This is a genomic window from Pseudoxanthomonas sp. 134C1 (genome assembly GCF_057773065.1).
This window is the reverse complement of sequence record NZ_JBYMTH010000002.1, coordinates 266,607-289,195: the sequence shown is the minus strand read 5'-3', so window position 1 is coordinate 289,195 and position 22,589 is coordinate 266,607. Positions and strand designations below refer to the sequence as shown.

18 protein-coding genes are annotated in these 22,589 nt (G+C 69.3%); 7 read left to right on the top strand and 11 right to left on the bottom strand.

All coding sequences use genetic code 11. The features are described 5' to 3' along the window. Positions 1–142: 142 nt before the first annotated feature. Together AC3DEZ_RS05190 and AC3DEZ_RS05185 are read left to right on the top strand one after the other, a co-directional pair. Positions 143–1,705, top strand: a complete 1,563-nt coding sequence (locus AC3DEZ_RS05190) for a right-handed parallel beta-helix repeat-containing protein (RefSeq protein WP_488387278.1) — start codon at positions 143–145, stop codon at positions 1,703–1,705. 379 nt (positions 1,706–2,084) lie between these two features. Continuing rightward, entirely contained in the window at positions 2,085–3,482 is a 1,398-nt protein-coding gene (locus AC3DEZ_RS05185) for a TIGR03013 family XrtA/PEP-CTERM system glycosyltransferase (RefSeq protein WP_447101657.1), read from the top strand. A gap of 31 nt (positions 3,483–3,513) precedes the next feature. Here AC3DEZ_RS05185 and AC3DEZ_RS05180 read toward each other — a convergent pair whose 3' ends face one another. Next, positions 3,514–4,428 (bottom strand): glycosyltransferase, encoded by a 915-nt coding sequence (locus tag AC3DEZ_RS05180; RefSeq protein ID WP_488387277.1) that lies wholly within the window; start codon positions 4,426–4,428, stop codon positions 3,514–3,516. Between AC3DEZ_RS05180 and AC3DEZ_RS05175 the strand changes: the two genes are divergently transcribed. Then, positions 4,427–5,449 (top strand): polysaccharide deacetylase family protein, encoded by a 1,023-nt coding sequence (locus tag AC3DEZ_RS05175; RefSeq protein WP_488387276.1) that lies wholly within the window; start codon positions 4,427–4,429, stop codon positions 5,447–5,449. The genes AC3DEZ_RS05180 and AC3DEZ_RS05175 overlap by 2 nt on opposite strands. A 16-nt stretch (positions 5,450–5,465) precedes the next feature. On the opposite strand, the gene AC3DEZ_RS05170 is transcribed toward AC3DEZ_RS05175, so the two are convergent. The 4 genes from AC3DEZ_RS05170 to AC3DEZ_RS05155 are packed head-to-tail and all read right to left on the bottom strand — an operon-like array spanning position 5,466 to position 9,263. After that, positions 5,466–6,518, bottom strand: coding sequence for a GNAT family N-acetyltransferase (locus tag AC3DEZ_RS05170; protein WP_488387275.1), 1,053 nt, complete (start codon positions 6,516–6,518; stop codon positions 5,466–5,468). Positions 6,519–6,521: 3 nt separating this feature from the next. Further along, entirely contained in the window at positions 6,522–7,502 is a 981-nt protein-coding gene (gene nadE / locus AC3DEZ_RS05165) for an NAD(+) synthase (RefSeq protein ID WP_488387274.1), read from the bottom strand. Continuing rightward, positions 7,499–9,004: a class I adenylate-forming enzyme family protein gene (locus AC3DEZ_RS05160; RefSeq protein ID WP_488387273.1), complete on the bottom strand. Its 1,506-nt coding sequence runs from the start codon at positions 9,002–9,004 to the stop codon at positions 7,499–7,501. Before AC3DEZ_RS05160 ends, nadE begins: the two co-directional genes overlap by 4 nt. Positions 9,005–9,014: 10 nt before the next feature. Beyond that, positions 9,015–9,263: an acyl carrier protein gene (locus AC3DEZ_RS05155; RefSeq protein ID WP_447101663.1), complete on the bottom strand. Its 249-nt coding sequence runs from the start codon at positions 9,261–9,263 to the stop codon at positions 9,015–9,017. Positions 9,264–9,402: 139 nt separating this feature from the next. Between AC3DEZ_RS05155 and AC3DEZ_RS05150 the strand changes: the two genes are divergently transcribed. After that, positions 9,403–10,596 carry a PQQ-dependent sugar dehydrogenase gene (locus AC3DEZ_RS05150; RefSeq protein WP_488387272.1) on the top strand — a complete coding sequence of 398 codons (1,194 nt, stop codon included), beginning with the start codon at positions 9,403–9,405 and terminating at the stop codon, positions 10,594–10,596. On the opposite strand, the gene AC3DEZ_RS05145 is transcribed toward AC3DEZ_RS05150, so the two are convergent. Genes AC3DEZ_RS05145 through AC3DEZ_RS05135 form a run of 3 tightly spaced genes read right to left on the bottom strand, consistent with a single transcriptional unit; the run spans position 10,593 to position 14,786 of the window. Beyond that, entirely contained in the window at positions 10,593–11,534 is a 942-nt protein-coding gene (locus AC3DEZ_RS05145) for a methyltransferase domain-containing protein (RefSeq protein WP_488387271.1), read from the bottom strand. The genes AC3DEZ_RS05150 and AC3DEZ_RS05145 overlap by 4 nt on opposite strands. 48 nt (positions 11,535–11,582) lie before the next feature. Next, positions 11,583–13,577 (bottom strand): asparagine synthase (glutamine-hydrolyzing), encoded by a 1,995-nt coding sequence (asnB, locus tag AC3DEZ_RS05140; RefSeq protein WP_488387270.1) that lies wholly within the window; start codon positions 13,575–13,577, stop codon positions 11,583–11,585. 24 nt (positions 13,578–13,601) lie between these two features. Next, on the bottom strand, positions 13,602–14,786 hold the full coding sequence (locus AC3DEZ_RS05135; protein WP_488387269.1) for a glycosyltransferase: 1,185 nt from the start codon (positions 14,784–14,786) through the stop codon (positions 13,602–13,604). A 94-nt stretch (positions 14,787–14,880) separates the two neighbouring features. Between AC3DEZ_RS05135 and AC3DEZ_RS05130 the strand changes: the two genes are divergently transcribed. The 3 genes from AC3DEZ_RS05130 (at position 14,881) to AC3DEZ_RS05120 (ending at position 18,136) form a co-directional block, all read left to right on the top strand. Further along, the gene (locus AC3DEZ_RS05130) at positions 14,881–15,912 is read left to right on the top strand and encodes an acyltransferase family protein (RefSeq protein ID WP_488387268.1); all 1,032 of its coding nucleotides are present in this window, start codon (positions 14,881–14,883) and stop codon (positions 15,910–15,912) included. Positions 15,913–15,955: 43 nt separating this feature from the next. Then, complete coding sequence (locus tag AC3DEZ_RS05125; protein WP_488387267.1) at positions 15,956–17,428, top strand: oligosaccharide flippase family protein; 1,473 nt, start codon at positions 15,956–15,958, stop codon at positions 17,426–17,428. Positions 17,429–17,506: 78 nt separating this feature from the next. After that, complete coding sequence (locus AC3DEZ_RS05120; protein WP_447101670.1) at positions 17,507–18,136, top strand: hypothetical protein; 630 nt, start codon at positions 17,507–17,509, stop codon at positions 18,134–18,136. A 27-nt stretch (positions 18,137–18,163) separates the two neighbouring features. Here the strand turns inward: AC3DEZ_RS05120 and AC3DEZ_RS05115 are convergent, their stop codons facing one another. From AC3DEZ_RS05115 to AC3DEZ_RS05105, 3 genes are all read right to left on the bottom strand, one after another. Continuing rightward, complete coding sequence (locus AC3DEZ_RS05115; protein WP_488387266.1) at positions 18,164–19,264, bottom strand: GNAT family N-acetyltransferase; 1,101 nt, start codon at positions 19,262–19,264, stop codon at positions 18,164–18,166. Further along, positions 19,261–20,388, bottom strand: a complete 1,128-nt coding sequence (locus AC3DEZ_RS05110) for a GNAT family N-acetyltransferase (RefSeq protein ID WP_488387265.1) — start codon at positions 20,386–20,388, stop codon at positions 19,261–19,263. The genes AC3DEZ_RS05115 and AC3DEZ_RS05110 overlap by 4 nt, the downstream gene beginning before the upstream one ends. A gap of 132 nt (positions 20,389–20,520) precedes the next feature. Further along, on the bottom strand, positions 20,521–22,581 hold the full coding sequence (locus tag AC3DEZ_RS05105) for an NAD-dependent epimerase/dehydratase family protein (RefSeq protein ID WP_488387264.1): 2,061 nt from the start codon (positions 22,579–22,581) through the stop codon (positions 20,521–20,523). Between the last annotated feature and the right edge of the window lie 8 nt (positions 22,582–22,589).

Below are 22,589 nucleotides of genomic sequence, written 5' to 3'. Positions count from 1 at the left end.
CAAGGCTGCTGAAACGCTGTCTGCATCCCATTTCCGAAGTCCCGGGAGGCATCGCGGGCCCCTGTTAGCGGGACTTTCACGGTCCGCCCGTGACAATGGCGCCCACAGGGGGAACAACCAGAATTCCGGGAGTTCCAAATCAATGCGTTTTTCCAAATCCTTGCTCGGCCTGGGGCTGCTTGCGGCTGTCCCGCTGAGCGCGGTGGCCGCCACCTACACGGTCGGCCCGTCCGGGCGCCAGTACACGCAGTTGTCCACGCTTTTCCGCAGTGTCGATCTCGCCCCTGGCGATATCGTGGAGGTGGACGGCAACGCCACCTACAGCGGCAACATCGTCATCGGTGACGACGACAGCGGTACCGCGGCCAATCCGGTGATCATCCGCTGGCGGCGGGTGGCCGGCGCCAGCCGCCCCATTCTCAGCGGCGGCACCCACACCATCAAGTTCGAACAATCCAACCACGTGGTGCTGGAGGGCTTCGAGATCACCGGTGGCAGCTCGAGCTGCGTTTTCAGCGAAGCCCACAACGTGACCGTGCGCGACGCCTACGTCCACGACTGCCCGTCGCACGGAATCCTCGGCGCGGATCAGAATTCGGGCTCGTTCACCCTCGAGTACAGCGAAGTGGCGCGGGCCGGACAGGGCGATCGTCGCCATGCCATCTACATGCAGTCGGATGAAGTCGCCTATCCGGACACGGTGTTCCGGATGCGCCACAACTACGTGCATGACGCCACCGGTGGCGTGCTGGTGCGGGTGCGTCACCAACGCGCGGAAATCTACTACAACTGGATCGAGGGTTCGGATCTGCACGAAGTGGAGTTGATCGGCCCGGATTGCGAGACCCAGAAGTCCGGCTGGACAGCGGACCTGCGCCGCGAGGATGCGGACGTGGTCGGCAATGTGATCATCCACCGCGCCGGCAGCCGGTCCGGCAATGCGTTCCGCATCGGCGGCGATCTCAATGGCCGCAACCAGGGCCGTACCCGCCTGGCCAACAACACGATCATCCTGGATCGCGGCGGCAGCGCCAACGCGGTGCTGGTGCAGCTTGGCCAGGGATCGCTGGAGATGCACAACAACGCCATCTACCAGAACGGCGGCAGCGCCCCGGCGATCGTGCGCGAGAATCCGGCCAGCGACGTGGCCGCGCCGTACTGCGGGCCGCCGAGCCGCGAACCGTGGTCGAACGGCCGCAAGGTCGCGGGCAGCAACAACTGGGTGCAATCCGGCGCGACCCTGGTGCCGGCGGAGTGGAGCGGCACCGTGCGCGGCGCCGATCCGATGCTCACCAACCTCAGCCAGCGCAGCCTGCGTCCCCGCGCCGGCAGCCCGTTGCTGGCGGCCGGCAACAACACGCCGGCGACACCCGCGGGTTTCCCGTTCCCGACTCCGCAGTTGCTGCCGGCCTACGATCCGCCGTTGCGGGCCAAGCTGGCGATCGGCGACGCGCACGCGCGGCTGGCGCCGAGCCGGATCGCGATTGGCGCGCTGGAGCAGAGCGACATCGACAACCGCATCCTGGTCAATGGCGCGCAGCCGCTGATTCCCGGACAGGGATCCGCCCCGGCCCAGCCAGCCTCCGGTGGACAGGTACAGCCGCAGCCACAGCCGGCGTATGGTGGCCGCGGTGTCTATCCGGGACGCTCGCCGTACCGGCAGGCGCCGGCCGCGCGCTATCGACGCTCGGTGGTCAGGCCCTGAGGAGGAGAGGCCCCTCGGGGCCGCTCTTTCCCATGACGAATCCAGGCCGGGGAAACCCGGCCTTTTTGTGGGCGCGTTTCGTGGGCGCGCGACGGGAACCGGGGAAGACATGGGGCCGGCGGTCTCCGCACCGTTCGGGTCGACGGGCGGCATGGCCGGGTCGCGCCTGAAGTCGCGTTGATAGCGGTGTTGCCAATGCAATCGCAAGCCGTGGGTATCCGCGAATGACCTTAGTACAGGCAGGCCGCAGGAACACCAGGGAACCGGGGGCCAGGACAGGGGGAAACATGCAGGACGGGTTGAATGCGTGCAGCCAGCGCTGCGCGCCGCAGGGGCCGCTCGCCGGCCGGGCGCGTGCGCCGCTGGCGGGAGTGATGCCATGAAGTCCAGTCAGGCCAGCCGCAAGGCGCGCGCCGCCCGCATCCTGTGGATCGCGGAAGTGATCGTGCTGATGGCCGCAGTGATGGCCGCGGCGTGGATCCGTTTCCACAACGAGCCCGAATATCACGTCGTCTTCGCCCAGCAGGCACCGATCCGGGCGGTGCTGGTGGCGCTGTTCCTCACCGGCGCGATGGCGGCCTTTGGCCTGTACCAGGTACACGTCCGGCACACGCGGCTGGACTTCATCCTGCGGTTGACCCTCTCGTTCGCGTTCGGCGGCATCGGCCTGGTGGTGCTGTACTACCTGATTCCGGCCACCTACATCGGCCGCGGCGTGCAGGCGATGTCGCTGGCGCTTGGCGTGGTCGGCGTCAGCCTGGTCCGTCTGGCCTGGATGCGCATCTACGGTTCGGACGTGCTGAAGCAGCGGATCCTGATTTTCGGCGCCGGCAAGAATGCCGACCTGATCAATTCGCGCATGCGTCGCAAGTCCGACCGGCGCTCGTTCCTGGTGCTCGGCTTCGTGCCCGTTCCCGGCCAACCGGTGCTGGTGCAGGAGGAACTGCTGGTGCGCCCGGGCGAAGAGGGACTGTCCGAACTGGTCGAACGCCTGCAGATCGACGAACTGGTCATCGCGCCGGACGAGCGTCGTGGCGGCCTGCCGATGGAAGAGATGCTGCTGTGCGTTCAGCGCGGCGTGTCGGTGGTGGATCTGTCCAGTTTCTTCGAGCGCGAGGCCGGCATGGTCCAGCTCAACGTGGTCGATCCATCCTGGCTGGTGTTCTCCGGTGGCTTCGACTATTCGACGCCGCGCCGGCTGAGCAAGCGCTTCTTCGATCTGGCCGCGGCGCTGGCGCTGCTGCTGATCGCCTGGCCGCTGATGCTGCTGGTGGCGCTTGCGGTCTGGGTGGAATCGGGCGGGCCGATTTTCTACAGCCAGACGCGGGTGGGCGAGCGTGGCCGCCACTTCACCCTGACCAAGTTCCGCAGCATGCGGGTGGACGCGGAGAAGGACGGCGTGGCGGTGTGGGCGAGCAAGGACGACGATCGCAGCACGCGCGTCGGCAAGGTCATCCGCAAGACCCGTCTCGACGAACTGCCGCAGCTGGTGGCGGTGATCCGCGGGGACATGAGTTTCGTCGGCCCGCGCCCGGAGCGGCCGCATTTCGTCGACATGCTCAACGACGAGATCCGCTACTACGGCGTCCGCCACAGCGTGAAGCCGGGCCTGACCGGCTGGGCGCAGCTGCGCTATCCCTATGGGGCCTCGGTGCGCGACGCCGAGGAGAAGCTGAAGTTCGATCTGTTCTACGTGAAGAACCACGGCCTCGTGTTCGACCTGATGATCCTGCTGCAGACGGTCGAGGTCGTGCTGTTTGGACGTGGCGCGCGCTGATCGCGTTCCCGGGATGCGGGAACGCCGCGTTTCAACCGGGAAGCAGGCTGCGGATCGCGCGCCGCGCGGCGAACGGCGCCAGCCGCAGCAGTTCGCGGCGAACCGCCGGGTCCGGCGTCAGCCGCCAGGCGTCCCGCGCCAGTCGCCAGCCATCGCGCCAGCGTCCACGGATCAGCATGCCGCGCGCGTTGCGCGCGTAGGTGCCGGCGAGCGCGCGATCCAGTTCCGCATCGGCGACCTCGCCGCGTGCGGCCCGCACGGCGCGCTCGACCACGCGCACGTAGTCGTCATAGGTGCTGGCTTCGGCCGAGAGGCCGTCGTGTCCGCGCATGGCGCGCACCAGCGACCGCTCGACCACGCCAATCGGCCAGCGCCGGGCGATGCGCAGATGGAAGTCGATGTCCTCGGCGGTGCGCAGGCTTTCATCGAAGCCGCCGACATCCTCGAACACCTCGCGGCGCAGGATGGCCGATGCCGGCGCCAGCGCGGGATTGTGGATCACCCAGCGCAGCACGCGACCGTCCTCGCGGATCACGTCGCGGCGGCGGAACACGTCGATCAACCGGCCCTCGCTGTCCACCCGTTCGACATCGCACAACACCATGCCGGCATCCGGATGCGCCTCCAGCCAGGCCAACTGATGCTCGGTCTTTTCCGGCAGCCACTCGTCGTCGCTGTCCAGCAAGGCGAAATAGCGGCCGCGGGCCAGACGCATGCCGTGGTTGCGCGCCGCGGACACGCCGGCATTGGCCTGCCAGACATAGCGGATGCGATCGCCGTAGCGCGTGGTCAGCAGGTCGCCGGTGCCATCGCTGGAGCCATCGTCGATGACGATGATTTCGTCGATGGCGCGGGTCTGCGCGAGCACCGTTTCGATCGCGCGCACCACCAGGTCCCGCCGGTTGTAGGTGGGTATAATCGTTGAAACCTCGATAGCTGGCGCCATGCTGAAGAATCTCTCCAAGAAGCTTCTATACGTCAGTGGTCTGCTGGGCCTGTACCACCGTGTGCGCAACGCGGACAGCCTGACCGTGGTGATGTTCCATCGTACCCTGAGCCCGGAGGATCCGCGCTGGCGGACCTGCGATCCGGATTACACGCTGGCGACCCGCTGGCTGGCCGATTCGCTGGCTTTTTTCCGCCGGCATTATCACGTGGTGTCGCTGGATCAGGTGCTGGCCTCGCGTCGCGCGGGCGCGCCGTTGCCACCCCGCGCATTGCTGATCACGTTCGACGACGGTTGGGCCGACAACGCCGACTACGCACTGCCCGAGCTGCGCAAGGCGGGCCTGCCGGCGTTGATGTTCGTGGTGTCCGACGCGGTCGGCACCCGCCAGCCGTTCTTCCAGGAACGCCTGATCGCGGCATTGCGCCGCGGCGCGTTGAAGCTGGCCGATCTGGGCGAGGCGATGCGGCCGCACCTGGCCGAACCGTGGCGGCCCCGCGATGAATCCCTTGGGGAGTTGCGCGAAGCGATCGCGCGGCTGGAACGCATGCCGGCCGAACACCGCGATGCGGTGCTGGCGCCGTTCATGGCCGCGCTGGACGATGGCCAGCGGCACATGGTGACCCCCGATGAGCTGCGGCATCTGGCCGCCGGTGGCGTGGCGCTGGGTCTGCATGGCAAGACCCACACGCCGATGAAGCATGCGGCGGATCTGGATGCGGAACTGTCCGGCGCGCGCGCCGCACTGGCGCAGCACCTGGGCCAGTCCGGGCCGAATGCCGAATCGATGTCGTTTCCGCATGGTTCCTTCGACGACGCGATCGCGCAGCGTGCGCGCGGCGCCGGCTACGAACTGATCTTCACCAGCGTGCCGGTGCTCAACCCGGTCGGGACCGGCGTGGGCTGGCTGCTGGGACGCACCGGTTTCGAGACCGATGCGGTGGTCGATGCGCACGGGCGTTTCCGTCCCGACTGGCTGGCGCTTTACCTGTTCCGCAAACCGGCGCAGCGGCTGGCCTGAGGCCACGCCGCCACGCTCATTCGTCTTCATCCGCCGAGGTCAGGAACCAGATCGGTTCGGTGCCGTTGGCGAGATTCCAGCGCACGAACACCGGCCGCCGGCCGCGTTCGCTGAAGCCGGTTTCGCGCCAGGCCTGCAACTGGCATTCCGGGCCGGTGATTTCCACCGACACCGAGCCATGACCCGCCGCGCGCGCGGCGGAGAGCAGGGCCAGCACGTAAGCCTGCGGAAGTCCGTGCGCGCCGTTGTCGGACCAGAAATCACGCACGTGCAGGGCACTGTCCTCCACCTGCACCGCGAACCAGGCTTTGAGTTCGCCACTGTTCCGGGCGGTGATCCAGAGATAGCGGGTGGTCGCCAGCGGCGAATCGTCGAAGCGCCATTTCGCATGCAGGTAGTCGCGCACGGCGAGCACGCCGTCGCCCTGGGACGACGCGTTCCAGAGGGCGTCCATGCGCGCATCGGCGCGGTTGCCCCATTCGGCGCGCAGGCGCGGGCCGTGCCAGCGGCGCCAGCCGTCGCGGACGGCCACCGCCATGTCGAGCAACCAGCCCGCGGGGGTGGCCAGCCACGCCACGGGCAGGCGCGTGCGCAGATAGCGGGCATGGCGCAGCACGCGCGCGTAGCGCACGAGGTCGGTCGGATGCTGGTAGCCCATGCGCTTGAACACCGCCGCGGCTTTCGGATTGGGAAATCCGTACAGCACGTCCACCTGTTCCCGGCCGGTGTCAATCAGTCCTTGCTGCAGCATCAGCGCCGGACCCAGCGAACGATGCTCGGGCAGTACCGCCAGATCCACCAGCACGCCGGCGCCCAGGTCACGGCCGCGATGGCGCATCCGGCGGCGGCCGGCGCAGGCGGTGCCGACCCATTGCCCGCTATGGGTCTCCTGCAGGAGTTGCAGTAGCGGTGGACCGTGCGGGCCGCCGAGGTAGAACCAGTCGTACTTGGCGGCGATGCGATCGGTGCGGCCCAGATTGCCCCACCAGATCGACAGCACGGTGTCCCGGTCGCGCAGGGGATCACCCGTGCGGACGAGATACTGGGGGGAGGGCGGTGCCTGGTTCACGGATCAGTCCAGCTCGGGTACGTCGCCGGCCAGCACGGGCGGCATGTGCAGGTAGCGGGTGGTGCGGCGCTTGTTGCGGATGTCCTCGTAGACGGCCTCGGCCTGCGCCGGGCTCAGGCCCAGCGCGGTCGCCAGTTCGCTGGCCGGGCGATCGTGGTTGAGCGCCCACAGCGCGAGATCCATCTGCTGGTAGGGGAGGGCGAAGTAGAACTCGTCCTGGCCCTGGCTGAGGCTGTAGGTGTCGGTGGTGGGGATGGCCGCGCACACGCGCTCGGGCAGGCCCAGGTGGCGCGCCATCCCGTACACCTGCGATTTGTACAGGTGGGCGATGGGCTTCACGTCGGCGGAGCCGTCGCCGTTCTTGACGAAGAAACCCTGGTCGTACTCGACCCGGTTGGGCGTGCCGACCACGCCGTAGTTGAGGCGATCGGCGTGGAAGTATTCCAGGGTCTTGCGGATGCGCTGCTTGAAGTTGGTCGCCGCCACGATGGTCAGGTAGTCGGCCAGGGCCAGCTCGCGCTCGTGGCGCTGGCCGTCCGGCGATTCGGCGATCAGGCGGAAGCGGTTGATGCGCCCCTCGGTGCCGCCGTCGATGACGATCTTGAACTTCCAGCCCTCGCCGTACTCGGGCAGGGTGTTGCGCACCGCCTGGTCGCGCGCGCGGTAGCAGCCGATGGCGTCGAGCGCGGGCGCGATGTCGACCGTTTCGGTGCGCACGCCCAGGTGTTCGGCCAGCAGGCGTGCGCGCGCCGCGCTGTCGTCGGAGGAATCGCGTTCCGGCAGGATCAGGGTGAACACGCGATCCGGCCCGAGCGCGCGCACGGCCAGCGCGGCGCTGACCGAACTGTCGATGCCGCCGGAGATGGCGACGACCAGGCCGCGCCGGTGCAGCTGCCGCGCGGTGATTTCGCGCAGGCGCGCGGCGATGCGGTCGGCTTCCTGTTCGTAGTCGATATCGAGGGCGTGGCGGTCGAGGCTGCTCATGGCGTTGCGGTCTGCTCCATCAGTTGGAAGCGTCGCACCTTGCCCGAAGCGGTCCGGGGCAGGGTGTCGACGAAGGTGATTTGGCGGGGAATCTTGTAGGGGGCGAGGCGGGCGCGGCAGTGCGCCTTGATGCGATCCTCGGCGCGGGGCGGCAGTTCGCCGGCGGCGACGACGAAGGCGCGGATGACCTGGCCCATCACTTCGTCATCGACGCCCACCACCGCCACTTCGCGGACGACGGGCAGTTCGGCGATGACTTCCTCCACGTCGGTGGGATGCACGCGGTGGGCGCCGGTCTTGATCATGTCGCTGCGGCGGCCCTGCAGGAACAGGAAGCCATCCGTGTCCAGGTGGCCGAGATCGCCGGTATGCAGCCAGCCGTCGCGCAGCGCCTGCGCGGTGGCCTCGGGATTGTTCCAGTAGCCGGCCATCACGTTCGGGCCGCGCACGCAGACTTCGCCGCTTTCGCCCGGCATGGCGGCGGTGCCGTCCTCGCGGCGGATCCGCCACTGCACGCCGGCCACCGGCACGCCGACCGAACCGAGCTTGTCATCCAGTTGTTCCGGCGGCAGCCAGCTGATCCGCGACGTGGCCTCGGTCTGCCCGTACATCACGAACAGGCGCGGCGCGGGCAGCAACTCGCGCAGGCGCCGGGTCAGCGCGGGGGACATCGCGCCGCCGGCCTGGGTGAGGTAGCGCAGCGAGGCCAGCGGGCGTTCGCGTTGGGCCAGTGGTTCCAGCAGCAGGGCGAAGGTGGAAGGCACGCCGGAAAAGCCGGTGGCCCCGGCCTGTTCGATCGCATCCAGCACCAGGTGCGGGAACATCAGGCCCGGACCGAGCACCACGCAGCCGCCGCTGATGAGATGGGTATGCAGCACCGACGCGCCGTAGGCGTAGTAGAGCGGCAGGACGCTGAGCACGCGGTCCGACGCATCCAGCCGCAGGTAGTCCACGATCGCCTGCGCGTTGGCCAGCAGGTTGGCATGGGTGAGCATCACGCCCTTGGGGGCGCCGGTGGTGCCGGAGGTGTACAGGATCACCGCCAGATCGGACGCCTCCGGCAGCAGTGCGGCCGGCAGGGATTCGGCGACGTCGTCGGTCAGCGCCTGCCCGTCCTCGAGCACGGTGCGGGCCGGCGCGGAGGGCAACTGCGCCACCGCGTCGGCGGCGTCGCGATGGGCGCTTTCGTACACCACGTGACGGGCGGCGCAATGCTGCAACCAGGGCAGGAAATCGCGCAGGCGCGCCTGTGCATTCAATGGAACGACCACACCGCCGGCCAGCCAGGTGCCATAGCAGGCGACGGCGGCCTCGATGCGGTTGGGCAGGATGATCGCGACCCGGTCCCCCGTCTGCAGGCCGCCGTCGCGCAGGCGCGCGGCAAAGCGCCGCGCCTGCCGCCAGAAGCCGGCGTAGTCGATCCGGCGTTCGCCGTCGATCAGGGCGAGGCGGGCGGGCGCATCGCGTGTGACGCGTTCGACCCGGGTGCAGAGGGTTTCCATCGGAGCGGGATCAGCCGGCCCGCTTGCGGGTGACGAAATCGTCGACTGTCTGGATGGTGTCGAAATTGGCGGGTGTCATTTCCTCCGGCACGATCTGCAGCTTGAACTGATCCTCGAGAAAGAAGATCAGTTCGTGGATGCCGGTCGAGTCGATGATGCCGCCGCGGATGAGCGAGTCCTGGTCCCCGATGGCGGAGGGATCCTCGGAGAACAGGAAGTTCTCCAGGATGAACTGCTTGATCTGTTGCTTCTGCTGCATGGGGATCCCCTGTGGCTGTTTCGCTTGCTGTCATTGAAAACGCAAGCCCGGTGGGCATCCGGCCAGTCCGTACGGCGGCGTTGGCGGGGCGGGTGGCGGTGTTACCATCGCGCCCGTCGTCACACCGGGGAAGCCCACGATGCGTCGTCTGTCACTGGTCCTGCTGCTGGGATTGGCGGCCTGCCGCCAGGACGCGCCGGCGCCCGCCGCGCAGCCGCACGTGGTCCGCGATGCGGCGCCGATGCGATACGCCTCCGAGAAGGGCGCTTACGCCGTGACCGAACTGGTGACCGGACTGGAACACCCGTGGGCGCTGGCATTCCTGCCCGACGGCGGCCTGCTGGTGACCGAGCGCCCGGGCCGCCTGCGCCGGATTGGCGCGGATGGGCAGGTGTCGCCCCCCATCTCCGGATTGCCCGACATCTTCGTCGATGGCCAGGCCGGCCTGCTGGACGTGGCGCTGTCGCCGCAGTTCGCCCGCGACAAATGGGTGTATCTGGCATTCGCCGAACCCACCTTCCGCGGCAACAAGGCCGGTACCGCGGTGGCGCGCGGGCGACTGGAGGGTGACGCGCTGAAAGACGTGGAAGTGGTGTACCGGCAGGAGCCCAGACTCTCGCACGGCACCCATGTCGGCGCGCGGCTGGTGTTCGACGATGCGGGCCGTCTGTTCGTCACCCAGGGCGACAACCGGGTGGCCGCCGCCGCCGCGCAGGAACTGGACAAACTGCAGGGCAAGCTGGTCCGGATCTGGCCGGACGGGCGGATTCCGGACGACAACCCGTTCGTGGGCAAGGCCGGCGCGCGGCCGGAAATCTGGTCCTACGGCCATCGCAACATGCAAGGCGCGGCGCTGCATCCGGTCACCCGCGCACTGTGGACCAGCGAGCACGGCCCGCAGGGCGGGGACGAGGTCAACCTGCCGCGACCGGGCGCCAACTACGGCTGGCCGCTGGCCACCCATGGCATCGACTACAGCGGCAAGCCGGTGGAGGGCGCTCGCGGACGCAGCGTGCCGGGCATGGAGGATCCGCATTACGTGTGGGAGAAATCCCCGGCGGTGAGCGGGATGGCGTTCTACACCGGCGGACTGTTCCCGCAATGGCAGGGCAATCTGTTCCTGGGCGCGCTGGCGGCCAAGCAGCTGATCCGGCTGGAACTGGACGGCGACAAGGTGGTGCACGAGGAACGGCTGCTGGGCGAGCGCGGCCAGCGCATCCGCGACGTGCGCCAGGGACCGGACGGCGCGTTGTACGTGCTGGTGGATGCGCCGGACGGCAAGCTGTTGCGGATTGCGCCGCCGGCGGATGCCGTGGGCGCGCCGGGCGGCTAGACCGCGGCGGCCACCGCGTGCGCCATCGGCGTGGCGGGTTTGCGCGCGATGAAATCCACGCTGGTGATGCACAGTTGTTCCGGGGGGATGCCTTCGAACTGCGGATGCACCGGTGTGGCCGCCAGCTGGCGCAGGCGTTCCGGGCGCGCGTTCGAGGTGTCCAGCACGATGGCGAATCCGCAGTCGCGGGCGTCATCGACGAATCGGTGCGCGCGCAGGCGGTTCTGGTAGAGGAAGGCGTTGTTCCAGCGCTGCCACTGCCGATCCGAATAGCGCAGGTAGTGCAATTGGTGGATCTCGCGATCCACGTAGGCATAGTGGTCGCCGCAGTTGACCGAATGGAACATGATGCCGCCCGGCGCCAGGATCCGCATCGCTTCGCGGTACATCGCGCCGATGACCTCCGGTGGCACGTGTTCCAGCACGCTGTTGGAGAACACCACGTCGACCTCGTCATCGCCCAGCGTGGTGCGGGTGGCGTCGGCCGGGGCGCGGTACTGGACCACGCCGCCGGTGGCCGCTTCCAGCGAGTCGCCCGCCAGCAGACGGTTGCGCAGGCGCAGGTAGCGTTCGCGCACCGCATGCGGCTCGGCGCCGCCGGCTTCGGCGATGCGCGGCAGGAATTTCTCCAGGGTCGCCACGCAACGTTCGGTCAGGTCGCGGCGCAGGTGGGTATTCAGATCGTAGGTGGTGACCCGCGCCGCGCCGGCCAGGTAGCAGGCGAACGGGAACGTGGGATACCAGCCGGTGCCGATTTCGAAACCGCGCATGCCGGCGAAGGGATGGCCGGCATCGCGCAGGTGGCCCGCCATGATTGCCCAGTCGTCGATCTTCACCGACAGCTCGCGCTCGAAATCCTGCAGCCCGCCGAACTGGCGCTGCAGGTGGAAATGCAGGGTATGGCCGCCGGGCAGGTACCCCAGCACTTTCTGGACCATTCCTTTGACTCGCCAGTGCATGTCGGCTCCGTGATGGGGTGGGTGCGCTCAGGCCGCCGGAACGGCCAGCGGCGCGTCGGCGGCGTGCTGGACCGCGGGGGCGGTGTGCGCTTCGTTGAGCTGGCGGTGCACCAGCATGGTCGAGAGGATGCCGACGAACGCCTGGTTGTCGGCGAACCCGGTGGCGCGGCCCTGCCGGCATTTCTCCACCAACCGCGAGACCGCCTGCGGTTCGAAGTAGCCGGCATCGCGGACGGAAGCCGGCGCCAGCAGTTCGGCCACGTAGTCCAGCGGCTTTCCGTCGAAGAAGAAACTCTGGCTGTCCGGCGCGCGGTAGGGCTGCTTGGTCCGCTGCACGATGTCGGCCGGCAGCAGATCCGCCAGCGCGCGGCGCAGCAGGTACTTTTCGGTCATGCCGCGGATCTTGAAACTGGGCGGCAACCGGTTGGCGAATTCGATGACCCGGTGATCCAGGTAGGGGAAGCGCCCTTCGATGGAATTGGCCATCGCCACCCGATCGCCCTGCGAGGACAGCAGGTAGCCGGCGAGCAGCGACTTGGCTTCGACGTACTGATCGCGTGCCAGCGGACTCCAGTCCATGATGCCCGGCGGCAGGGTCTGCTCGTAGGCGTCGAGGGGATCCCAGCTGGAGGCGGCCACCCGCAGATCCGGCGACAGGAATCCGAGCGCGCGCTGCGAGGTGGTCCAGCGCGGGACATGCGCGAACACCGGCCGTTGCAGGTGTTCCATGCCCTGGCCGAAGAACGACTGGGCGAAGCCCGGATGACTGACCGGCGAGTTGCGCAGGTAACCGTACAGGCGCTCCAGCAGGCGCGGACGCAGGTGCGAATCCGGTTGGCGCGCCCAGAACCGGCGCACCTTGGCTTCCTTGAACAGATCGTAGCCGCCGAACACCTCGTCGGCGCCTTCGCCGGTGAGCACCACTTTGTAGCCATGTTCGCGCACGCTGCCGGCCAGCAGCATCAGCGGCACCGGCGCGGTGCGCAGCACCGGGGTCTCGGTATGGCGGATCAGGCGCGGGAACGCTTCGCCGATGTCGCGGCGGGTGCAGCGCAGGGTGGTGTGGTCGGTGCCCAGGTGGCGGACCATCGCCTGCTGGTGTTCGCTCTCGTCGAATTCACCGTCCTCGAACGCGACCGAGAAGGTGCGGACCGGGGTGTCGGTGAATCCCTTGATCAGCGCGACGATGCCGGAGGAATCCAGGCCGCCGCTGAGGTACGCGCCGACCGGTACGTCGGCGCGCAATTGCAGGCGCACGGCGTCGACCAGCAGCGTGCGCAGTTCGTCGGTGGCCTGTTCCACCGTCAGCGGATAACGCGACGGCGAGGTCTCGGCGGCGTCCGGGAAGGTCCAGTTCCAGTACGGACGCAGGTGCTGGCTGCCGTCGGCCTCGATGCTCAGCAGGCAGCCCGGCGGCAGGCTCTGCACGCCTTCGTACAGGGTGTCGGGATCCACCGGCGCCCAGTAGGTCAGGGTCTGCATCAGCGCGCGCGGGTTGAGCTGCGCGCATTCGGGCAGCACCGCGAGCAGCGATTTCACTTCCGAGGCGAACCAGACCCGGCCGTGGCGGTGGGCGTGGTACAGCGGGCGGATGCCGGCGCGATCCCGCGCCAGCACCAGCCGTCGGCGCTCGCCGTCCCACAGCGCGATCGCGAACTGGCCGTTGAGGTGCTGGACGAAGTCGTCGCCGTAGCGATCGTACAGATGCACGATCACTTCGGTGTCGGAGTGGGTGTAGAAACGGTGGCCGCGCGCTTCCAGATCCCGGCGCAGCTCCACGTAGTTGAAGATCTCGCCGTTGAACACCGTCCACGCCGTGCGGCGCTCGTTATGGATCGGTTGGTCGCCGGTGGCGAGATCGATGATCGACAGCCGCGCGTGCGCCAGCGCCGCGCCGGGTTCGGCGTGGAAGCCGAAACCGTCCGGGCCGCGATGGGCGAGCGGATGGATCATCCGTTCGAGCGTCGTGCGCGCGCCATCCGGGGTGACGTCCGCGCCGCTGAAGCCTGCGATTCCGCACATGGTCGGGTCTCCTTCGCAGGCCGGTCAGGTGGAGCCGGCGGCGTACAGCGCACGCTCGCCCCGGGCTTCGGCCAGCACTTCCTCGCAGGCCAGCAGGGTGTCCTGGGCGACCTGGCGCCAGTCGCGCGAGAAGCGGCGGGCCAGGGCGGCCTCGTCCCAGTCGCGTTCCAGCGCCTGGCGCAGGCCGTCGGCCAGCGCCGCGGGATCGCGCGCCGGGACCAGCACGCCGCTGGCCGCGTCGACCACTTCGGGAATGCCGCCGACCGGGGTGGCGACGACCGGTCGGCCGCAGGCCAGCGCCTCGACCAGCACGTTGGGATGGCCTTCGGAGTAGCTGGGCAGGGTGACCAGGTCCGAGGCGCACATCCAGCGCGCGACCTCCGCCGGCGGACGGGTGCCGGCGAAACGCACCGGCAGGTCGCCGGCGGCGGCCAGCGCCGCCAGTTCCGCGTGCATCGGGCCTTCGCCGACCAGCACCAGTTGCAGGCGCGGGCGCGTGCTCCGCAGCTCGCCGGCGGCGACCAGCAGTTCGCGCAGGCCCTTTTCCGGGACCAGCCGGCCCACGTAGGTGACCACTTCCGTGTCCGCGGGCAGATCCAGGGCCTGGCGCGCTTCGGCGCGGTCGGCCGGGTGGAAGATGGAGGCGTCGCAGCCGTTGGGAATGGCGCGGATGCGGTCAGGGTGGGCGCCGTAGTCGCGTTCGGCGACCCGGCCCAGATCCTCGCTGACCACCAGCAGGCGGCGGGCGGCGTGCAGGACCGGGCGGGTCAGGCGGCGGCTGATGGTGTCGCGCACGCGCAGATCCGAGCCGCGCGCGCCGACCACCAATGGCGCGCCGATCCGGCGTGCGGCCAGCATCGCGCCGTAGGCGTCCGGGTACAGCCAGTAGGACAGCACCAGATCCGGGGCGAAGGCGCGCATGGGCGCGGCGATGGCGCGCGCGCACAGGCGGCCGTTGAACGGCCGGCTGACGGCGGGCAGGGCGGGGTAGCGCACGTACTCCACGTCGCATCCGGGCACGCTGTGGTGCTCGTCCGAGGCCCGGTACAGATAGCTGCGCGGCTGCGCCCAGCGCGGATAGGTGGCGACCGGGCTGAGCACCCGCACCTGCGCCAGCCGGGAAAGCTCGCGCACGGTCTGGTAGATCGGGCGACCGCGGTGGGGCTCGCCGGCAATCGGGAACTGCGAAGTGACGATCAGCAGCCGCATGTCGCCCCGCCTTGGCCGGGTGCCGGGAACTGGCCTGTTGCGGGACTCGCTAGCGTTATATCGACCATGCAGTGAACCGGTTCCGGGAGTTGAAGTGGTCCGCGAAAATTCGCCTTCCGTGCGCGTGGTGGAGCTGGATGCCCTGCGGGGCATCGCCGCCGTGGCCGTGATGGCTTACCACTACACAACGCGGTACACGGAGCAGATAGGCCATGCGGGGGGCATGCCGCTGGACCTGCTGGCGGGCAAGTACGGGGTGCAGTTGTTCTTCCTGATCAGCGGCTTCGTCATCTTCATGACCCTGGAGCGGACCCGGAACGCGATGGACTTCGTGGTCTCGCGCTTCTCCCGGCTGTTCCCCGGCTACTGGTCGGCGCTGGCGATCACCAGCCTGGTGGTCTATTCGATCGGCCTGCCGTTGCAGCAGCTTCCCCTGCACGACTGGGCGCTGAACCTGACGATGGTGCAGGAGTTCCTCGGCGGCGAGCACCTGGACGGTTCCTACTGGACCCTGCAGATCGAGCTGTTCTTCTACGCGCAGATGCTGCTCTGGTACATGCTGGGGCTGTTGAAGCGGATCCACTGGATCATCGCCGGCTGGCTGGTCCTGGTCGCCATCGAGGGCGTGTGCGAGAAGCACGGCTGGCATTTTTCCTACGTGCTGCGCGAGCTGCTGATCCTGCGGTTCATCCCGTTCTTCGCGATGGGCATCCTGTTCTACCGGATCCGCCAGCATCCCGGCGAATGGCCGTTGAACGCGGCGATGATCGCGTTGTGCCTGTTCGCGATCGGCATCGGCGAACGGCCGGTGTTCCTGCTGGTGGGCACGATCTGCTGCGCGATCTTCATCGCCTTCACCCTGGGCTGGCTGCGTTTCCTCAACGTGCGCTTCTTCGCCTGGCTGGGGACGCTGTCCTATTCGCTGTACCTGATCCACCAGGCCATCGGCTTCGCGGTGATCTACCGGCTGGAGCAGCTGGGCGTGCCGAGCCTGGCCGCCTGCGGCGCGGCGGTGGCGGTGGCGTTCGGCCTGGCCATGCTGCTGAGCTACGGCGTGGAGAGGCCGGCGATGCGCTGGATCCGCTCGGAGTGGAAGCGGCGCGGCATGCGCCTGGAGACCGCGTGAGCACGTACGATGGCGCCCACGCGCGGCGGGACGGGGAGCGGGTTTGAAGGACAGGCACAAGATCATTTCCGCCGCGGCGTGGAGCATCGGCGCGGGCCTGGCCGGGCGTGCGGTGGGGTTGCTGGGCACCCTGTTGATCGCCCGCCACCTGAGCCCGGACATCGTGGCCGAGGTGACGGTGGCCACGATCATCGCGCTGACCGGCAACTGGATCGGCGCCTGGGGCTGCGGCCAGTACGTGATGGTGCGTGGCGGCGAGGGGCGCGAGGCGATTTTCACCGCCAGCGTGTTCTACCTGCTGGCCGGTTCGCTGGTGATCGCGGCCACCTGGTGGGCGACGCCGTGGCTGGCCGGCTGGTTGCAGGCGCCGAACCTGGCGGCCTATCTGCCGGGCGCCCTGCTGGGCATCGGCATCCGCCGTCTGGGCGCGATACCGGACAAGCTGCTGGCGCGCGAACTGCGGTTCGGGCGCATCGCGATGGCCACCGCGATGGGCGACGTCGCCTACGCCACCGTCGCCGTGACCCTGGTGAGCACGACCGATCTGGGCGGCCGCGCGATGATCCTGGGCTTCATCGCCCAGTCCTGCGTGATCGCCGGGGTGACCATCACCGGCACCGGCTGGCGCAGCTGGCTGGCGCCGGCCCGGCTGCGCTGGGCGCGGGTGCGCGACATCATCCGTTTCGGCGCGCCGATCACCGGTGAAATCACCCTGGCCGAAGGCGGGCGCTACTGGGACAAGCCGCTGATGCTGCGGCTGGTCGGCGCGCATGACGCCGGCGCCTACGGCATGGCCTTCAACCTGGCGCAGTTGCCGGCGGTCTACGTCGGCGGCCATATCGGCACGGTGATGGTGCCGGCGATCGTGCGCGCGGAGCCGGCGGCGCGCGCGCCGCTGATCGTCAACGCGCTGGTGGTCGCGGCGGTGCTGCTGTGCCCGATGGCGGCGGGCCTGGCCATGGTCGCGCCGACCCTGGTCGCCGCATTGCTGCCGCCGACCTGGGCGCTGGTCGCGCCGCTGCTGGGCATACTGGCTTTCATGCTCCTGCTGGGACCGGGCAGCTACATCCTGTCCTCGTTCCTGACCTCGCTCGGGCGCAACGCGGTCCTGATGTGGATTGAAGTCGCGACGATGGTGGTGCTGTTGGCCGCGTTCGCCGTGCTGGCCCGTTGGGGAGTGATGGCGGCGGCCTTCGCGGTCGGCGTGGCGATGCTGGTGCAGTGGGTGCTGACGGTCCAGGCCTGTCATCGCGACGGCGTGCGGCTGGGGCGCCTGTGGTCGCCGCTGTCGCGGGTCGCGCTGGCCTGTGCGGTGATGGTGCTGGCGGTATGGGGATTGCGGGCGCTGATCGCCGGCCAGGTGCCGGCGGCGGCGCAGTTGGTGCTGGAAGTGGCGACCGGCGTGCTGGTCTATCCGGTGGCGCTGGGGATATGCGGGGGCGGCCTGCTGGGGAACCTGTTGCAGTCGGCGGGCCTGGGACGGCTGCCGCTGCTGGGGCGCTGGCTGCGCGGGTGAGGGTGGGAACCGTGCGGGGCGATCGCCTCGTGCGTACGGAATCGTGGCTTCCATGGGAGCCGAAGGGGAAGGAAGGGGATGTTCGATTTCAATGCCATCGTGCTGTTGCGACGCGAGGCCGGCAGCCCGGGCGACAATCCGCTGGCGCCGGAGCAGCAGTTCGTCGAGCTGAAGCTGGGAGACGAGGCGCGGCTGTCGAAGGTTTACCGGCAGCAGGGCCGCACCGGCGATCCGGCGCGCCTGCGCCTGCGCTTCGAGCGCGGTTTCCGGTGCTTCGCGATCGAAGAGGGCGATGAAGTCATCGCCTGGTTCTGGGCGCTGCACGGGGTGCCGCGCTACTTCGACGAGATGGGCTGGCTGTTCCCGCTGGACAAGACCCAGGTCTGGCTGCGCGATGCCTATGTCGTGCCGCGCCGGCGCGGCCGCCGGTTGCTGCTGGCGATGATGGCGATTGGCAGCACGGTGGAGGCGGCGCCGCTGGAGTACCTGTCCGATGTCAGCTACATCAACCGGCCTTCGCTGCGCGCGCACCGGACGATGGGTTTCAAGCCGTTCGCCACCGTGCGCAGCCTGATGCTGGGGGGACGCCTGCTGTGGCGGAGCCCGCCGCCGACGTTGCTGCCGGCGCCCACCGCGCTGCATCCGCACAAGCGCCTGCTGTGGTTGAGCGCCGAGGAACGCGCCTGGCACCGCACCCAGATCGCCTGAGGCGCGGCGCCGGGGCGGCGATGCGTTTCAGTCGTCGTGACCGAGCCGGTAGGCCAGCGGCCGCAGTGCGCGCGCCGCCGACAGCCAGCGGTTGGCCGCGGTTCCGGCCGCGAGCACGCCGGACACCATGACCTGGTGATCCGGCAGCAGTTCGGCCAGGTAGGAACTCTCCTGTGCCTGGCTGTCGAACTGGCGCAGTTGCGGCCAGCGCGCGCTCATCGCCTCGAACAGTTGCCATTCGTTGATCCGGCCCGGACTGGCCTGGCGGTATTCGGGATCCCAGCCGGTCTTGAACCCGCTGAGCACCTGGCCCGACATCAGGTTGCTGGTCGAGGCGATCACCTTTCCCGCGCACAGCGTTTCGACGAACACCAGCGTGCCGGTCGGCGCCAGCCGCGCCGCCATGTCCAGGAAGAATCCGCGCTGGGCCGGACTGGCATGCAGCGAGCTGCCGGCATCACCCTTCCAGCCGGCGTGTTCGAGCGCGATATGGCGCTCGGCCGCGGCCTGGTCGGCATCGCCACCCTGCAGGATGCGGGTGGCGACTTCGCCCTGATCCTGCAGGCGGCGCAGGCGCCGGCGCAGATCCTTGAGCACCGAACCGCGCATGCGCGCGGTGGTGGAGACACCGGACCGGGTGCGCAGCACCGGCCGCTGGAAGCGCCGGGTTTCGTGCCATTGCAGGCGGGGATCGCGGGTGGCCCACAGCGCGGCCGACAGCGGGCATTCCGCCACCAGGTTGTGCAGCAGCAGCACCGGCGCCGGCGAGCGTGGCCGCGCCATCAGATCGATCACCGCCGCGGCCACCGTCTCGGCGGCGCCGGGCGCGTGCAGCAGGCCGGACTGGAACGCGTGCGCGTGCCGATAGCCGCGCCAATGCGGCAGCGGCACGAACAGGTTGGGGCGCCGGTGTTCCAGGCAGGCCAGGCCAATCAGATCGCCACCGCCGTCGCGCACGCGCAGCAGCGAAGGCGGCGCCTGCGGCGTCAGCCAGCGCGCCGCCGCCTGCACGAAGCCCGGCATCAGGAACGGATTGGACGCCGCGCTGGCGTGGGCCAGGGCGTCCCATTCCGCGAAGTCCGCGGCTTCCAGGTGTTTCCAGTGATCGAGGGTGACCGTCGCGGTCATGCCGGCACGGTTCCGTGCTTGCGGCCGCGCAGCGCGTCCATCACGCGCGAGCGCAGACCCACGCGATCCACCGACAGCCAGGCCATGCGGCCTTCGGCCATCGCCAGCACGCGCTTGTAGTCCATGTCGCCCGCCATCAGTTCATAGCGGCGATGGCCATCCTGGATGGCATGCTGCACCGCCTCGGTCAACAGCAACAGGCCCGGGCTGCCGCAGTCGCCGATGCGCGGATAGTCGATGCCGGCCTGATAGAAGCAGACCACGCCGCGCGAAATCAGGTGATAGAGATAACCCGCCACGTGCCCGCCCGCCTCGAAGCGCAGCAACTGCGCGCCATGGCCCGGCTCGGAGTCGGCGATCAGCCGGCGATGGAAGGCGATGATGCGCGGATCGGCGAACGCGCCCTGTTCGCCGGCTTCGGCGGTCCAGTGCGCCTGGTGCAGCGAGATCAGGCCATCGAAGAATGCCAGGCGCTGTTCCGGCGTGGTGGCCACCTCGACTTTCAGTTCGCCCCAGCGTTCGCCGAGCTTGCGCGCGGTGCGCCGCACCCGTGCGCGGGTGTTGCGTCCCAGCACGCTCGACAGGTACAGGCCGTGATCCTCGCGCAGGCCGGTCAGGTCGATGTAGGGCGTGGGCCGCTTGAACATGCGCAGGCGCAGGTTGGGCGCGCGCAGCTGATCCAGCGGGATGCGATCGACTTCGATGCCGGGCAGGAACAGGGTGAGCCAGTGACGCTCGTGGCGATGCAGGTGATCCACGAACGCCACCAGGGTCTCGCTCTCCAGGCCGGCCTCGCTGAGCAGGCCGTTGAACTCGATGGTCAGGCTGTCGAGCACGCGGTCGCCCACCTGGTGCAGGCGCAGATGGGTGGGGCCCAGGCCGAGGAAACGCCGGCGCGCGGTGACGATGCCGAGGCCGACCAGGCGCTTGTTGAGATAGACCGAAGCCAGGCGCGCGTTGCGGCGCGGGCAGATCATCTGCAGCCAGGTGCCGATCCAGAGCCAGCTGAGGAAGACGCTGCACTGCGAGCGGCTTTCCAGTTCCTCCCAGCGTTGGCGCAGGAGATCCAGATCCGGCAGCGGTTCCAGGCGGACTTCGAACGAGCGGGTGGCGGGCGAGAGCATCGGAGGTTTCTCGTATCCGTGGAGTGCGATCACAATGACCCCGCGCGACCGCGCGGGATCAGGGTGGAGGATGCAAGAGTCGTGCCACGCGGACGCGCGGCACGGACGGCAATGGCGTGGAAGGCGACATGATCAGCCGAACGTCGCATCCAGCCCCTGCTCCACACCCACGCGCGGCGTCCAGCCGAGCTGTTCGCGCGCGGCGCTGGTGTCGAAGTTGGCGAGCGGACGCAGCGAGCGCACGCGGTAGCGGGTCAGCGGTACCTCGCGCTTGAGCAGCTTGCCCAGCAGTTCCACGCCCCAGCCCAGCAGCAGGAACGTCCATGTCGGCACGCGCAGCCGCTTCAGTTCGCCGCCGAGCTTGCGCTGCGCGCGCTGCAGATAGGCTTCCTGGGTGACCGCGGACGTGTCCACGATGTTGAACACCCGGCCCACCGCCTGCGGCGCGTCGGCCGCCTGCACCAGCGCGTCGACCACGTCGTCGATGTAGACCAGCGGCAGCGTCTGCGCGCCGCTGCCCACCGCCACCCAGCGTCCGGCCAGGCCGATGACGCCGTTGGGCGTGACCTTCTCGGCGCCCGGTCCGAAGATCTGGCCCGGACGCAGCATCACCGCGGGCAGGCCATGCCGTTCGACGGCATCGCGCACGTGGCGTTCGGCGTTCAACTTGGTCTGGGTGTAGGCGCCGCGCCATTCCGGATGCGGTTCGTAGGCCGAGGCTTCGGTCATCACCGCGTCCGCGGCGCGGCCGGCGTGATCGAACACGCTCATCGAGCTGACGTAGACCAGACGGCGGCTGCCATGCTTGAGGCAGGCGTCGACGACGTTGCGGGTGCCCCACACGGTGCCGGCCTCGAAATCGCGCGGACCGCCACGCATGGCGGCGCCGACGTGATAGACCACGCCCGCGCCCCTGACCGCGTGATCGACGATGCGCGGATCGCCCAGATCGCCGATCACCGTCTGGATGCCGGGATCCTGCGTGTAGGCGGCGACCGGACGGCGTACCAGCACGCGCACGCTGCGGCCTTCGGCGCGCAGGCGCGCGACCAGCCGGCGGCCGAGGAAACCGGCGGCGCCGGTCACCAGCGCATCGGCGGGCGGCAACTCGGTGTAGCGGCTTTCCAGCAGCGCCAGGCGCTGGCGATCCGGTTCGGCGCACAGCGGTTCCAGCAGGCGGGCGATGCGCAGCGCGTCCTCGCCGGTGAACGGCGGCGCGGCGCCGTCGCGCGCGGCCTGCGCGAACGCCTGCGCGCCGTGCTGGATGCCGGGCGAGGGTTTGAGCATGCCGGTGGCGAAGCGGACCACGTTCCAGGGCACGCGGAACACGTCCTTGAGCGAACTGAAGAACGCGTTGGCGACGATGCCGATGAACTTGGGGCCGGGCAGCACGCGGTGGATGCGGCAGGTCTGCAGGAAGCGATCGATCTCGATGGTGCCGCGGGTGCCGCGCACGAACACGCGGTTCTCCATCGGCCGCGCATTCCAGGACAGCAGCAGCCGGCCCACGCCGCGTTCGGCCTGGATGTGCGCCTGCCATTCGTCGAAATGCAGGTTGGGATCGGTGCCGCGCGACTGGAACGCGACCTCGGCATGGCTGATCCCGCCCAGGAACGCCTCGAGCGTGTACAGGCCATGCACGCCGAGGTCGCGGAACGGGTAGGACCCCTGGGTCACCGAACCGGGCAACGGACCGCCGGCGTACGGCGGATACTCCGAATTGCGGATGATGTCCACCGAGACCACCTCGCCGATGCGGCCATCACGCACCGCCTGCAGCGCGCGCATCAGCACCGGGTCGAACAGATCCGAATGGTTGACGCCGAGCAGGCGGCCGCGTGCCTGCGCGCGCGCGATCATCGTTTCGCAATCGGCCACGCTGTCGGCCATCGGCTTTTCGACCAGCACGTGGCAACCCATGTCCAGCGCGGCCAGGGCGATGGCCGGATGCGAGGAGGGCGGAGTGAGCACATACACCGCCTGCGGCTGCGCGTCGGCCAGTTCCTCCAGGCGAGCGGCCGCGCGGGCCACGCCGAAGCGCTTGGCCAGCGCCTGCGCCGCCGGCAACTGGCTGTCGCAGACGCCGACCACGTCGACGAAATCCAGGCGCTTCAGCGCGGACAGGTGATGGGTGGCGACATAGCCGGCGCCGACGATGGCGACGCGCAGCCGGGTGGAAGTGGAAGCGGGCATGGGGGTAT

Excerpts from the sequence above, each read along its gene's own strand:
- AC3DEZ_RS05190 (WP_488387278.1), top strand. The coding sequence starts at position 143 with ATGCGTTTTTCCAAATCCTTGCTCGGCCTGGGGCTGCTTGCGGCTGTC.
- AC3DEZ_RS05185 (WP_447101657.1), top strand. The coding sequence starts at position 2,085 with ATGAAGTCCAGTCAGGCCAGCCGCAAGGCGCGCGCCGCCCGCATCCTG.
- AC3DEZ_RS05175 (WP_488387276.1), top strand. The coding sequence starts at position 4,427 with ATGCTGAAGAATCTCTCCAAGAAGCTTCTATACGTCAGTGGTCTGCTG.
- AC3DEZ_RS05180 (WP_488387277.1), bottom strand. The coding sequence starts at position 4,428 with ATGGCGCCAGCTATCGAGGTTTCAACGATTATACCCACCTACAACCGG.
- nadE (WP_488387274.1), bottom strand. The coding sequence starts at position 7,502 with ATGAGCAGCCTCGACCGCCACGCCCTCGATATCGACTACGAACAGGAA.
- AC3DEZ_RS05160 (WP_488387273.1), bottom strand. The coding sequence starts at position 9,004 with ATGGAAACCCTCTGCACCCGGGTCGAACGCGTCACACGCGATGCGCCC.
- AC3DEZ_RS05155 (WP_447101663.1), bottom strand. The coding sequence starts at position 9,263 with ATGCAGCAGAAGCAACAGATCAAGCAGTTCATCCTGGAGAACTTCCTG.
- AC3DEZ_RS05150 (WP_488387272.1), top strand. The coding sequence starts at position 9,403 with ATGCGTCGTCTGTCACTGGTCCTGCTGCTGGGATTGGCGGCCTGCCGC.
- AC3DEZ_RS05145 (WP_488387271.1), bottom strand. The coding sequence starts at position 11,534 with ATGGTCCAGAAAGTGCTGGGGTACCTGCCCGGCGGCCATACCCTGCAT.
- asnB (WP_488387270.1), bottom strand. The coding sequence starts at position 13,577 with ATGTGCGGAATCGCAGGCTTCAGCGGCGCGGACGTCACCCCGGATGGC.
- AC3DEZ_RS05135 (WP_488387269.1), bottom strand. The coding sequence starts at position 14,786 with ATGCGGCTGCTGATCGTCACTTCGCAGTTCCCGATTGCCGGCGAGCCC.
- AC3DEZ_RS05120 (WP_447101670.1), top strand. The coding sequence starts at position 17,507 with ATGTTCGATTTCAATGCCATCGTGCTGTTGCGACGCGAGGCCGGCAGC.
- AC3DEZ_RS05115 (WP_488387266.1), bottom strand. The coding sequence starts at position 19,264 with ATGACCGCGACGGTCACCCTCGATCACTGGAAACACCTGGAAGCCGCG.
- AC3DEZ_RS05110 (WP_488387265.1), bottom strand. The coding sequence starts at position 20,388 with ATGCTCTCGCCCGCCACCCGCTCGTTCGAAGTCCGCCTGGAACCGCTG.
- AC3DEZ_RS05105 (WP_488387264.1), bottom strand. The coding sequence starts at position 22,581 with ATGCCCGCTTCCACTTCCACCCGGCTGCGCGTCGCCATCGTCGGCGCC.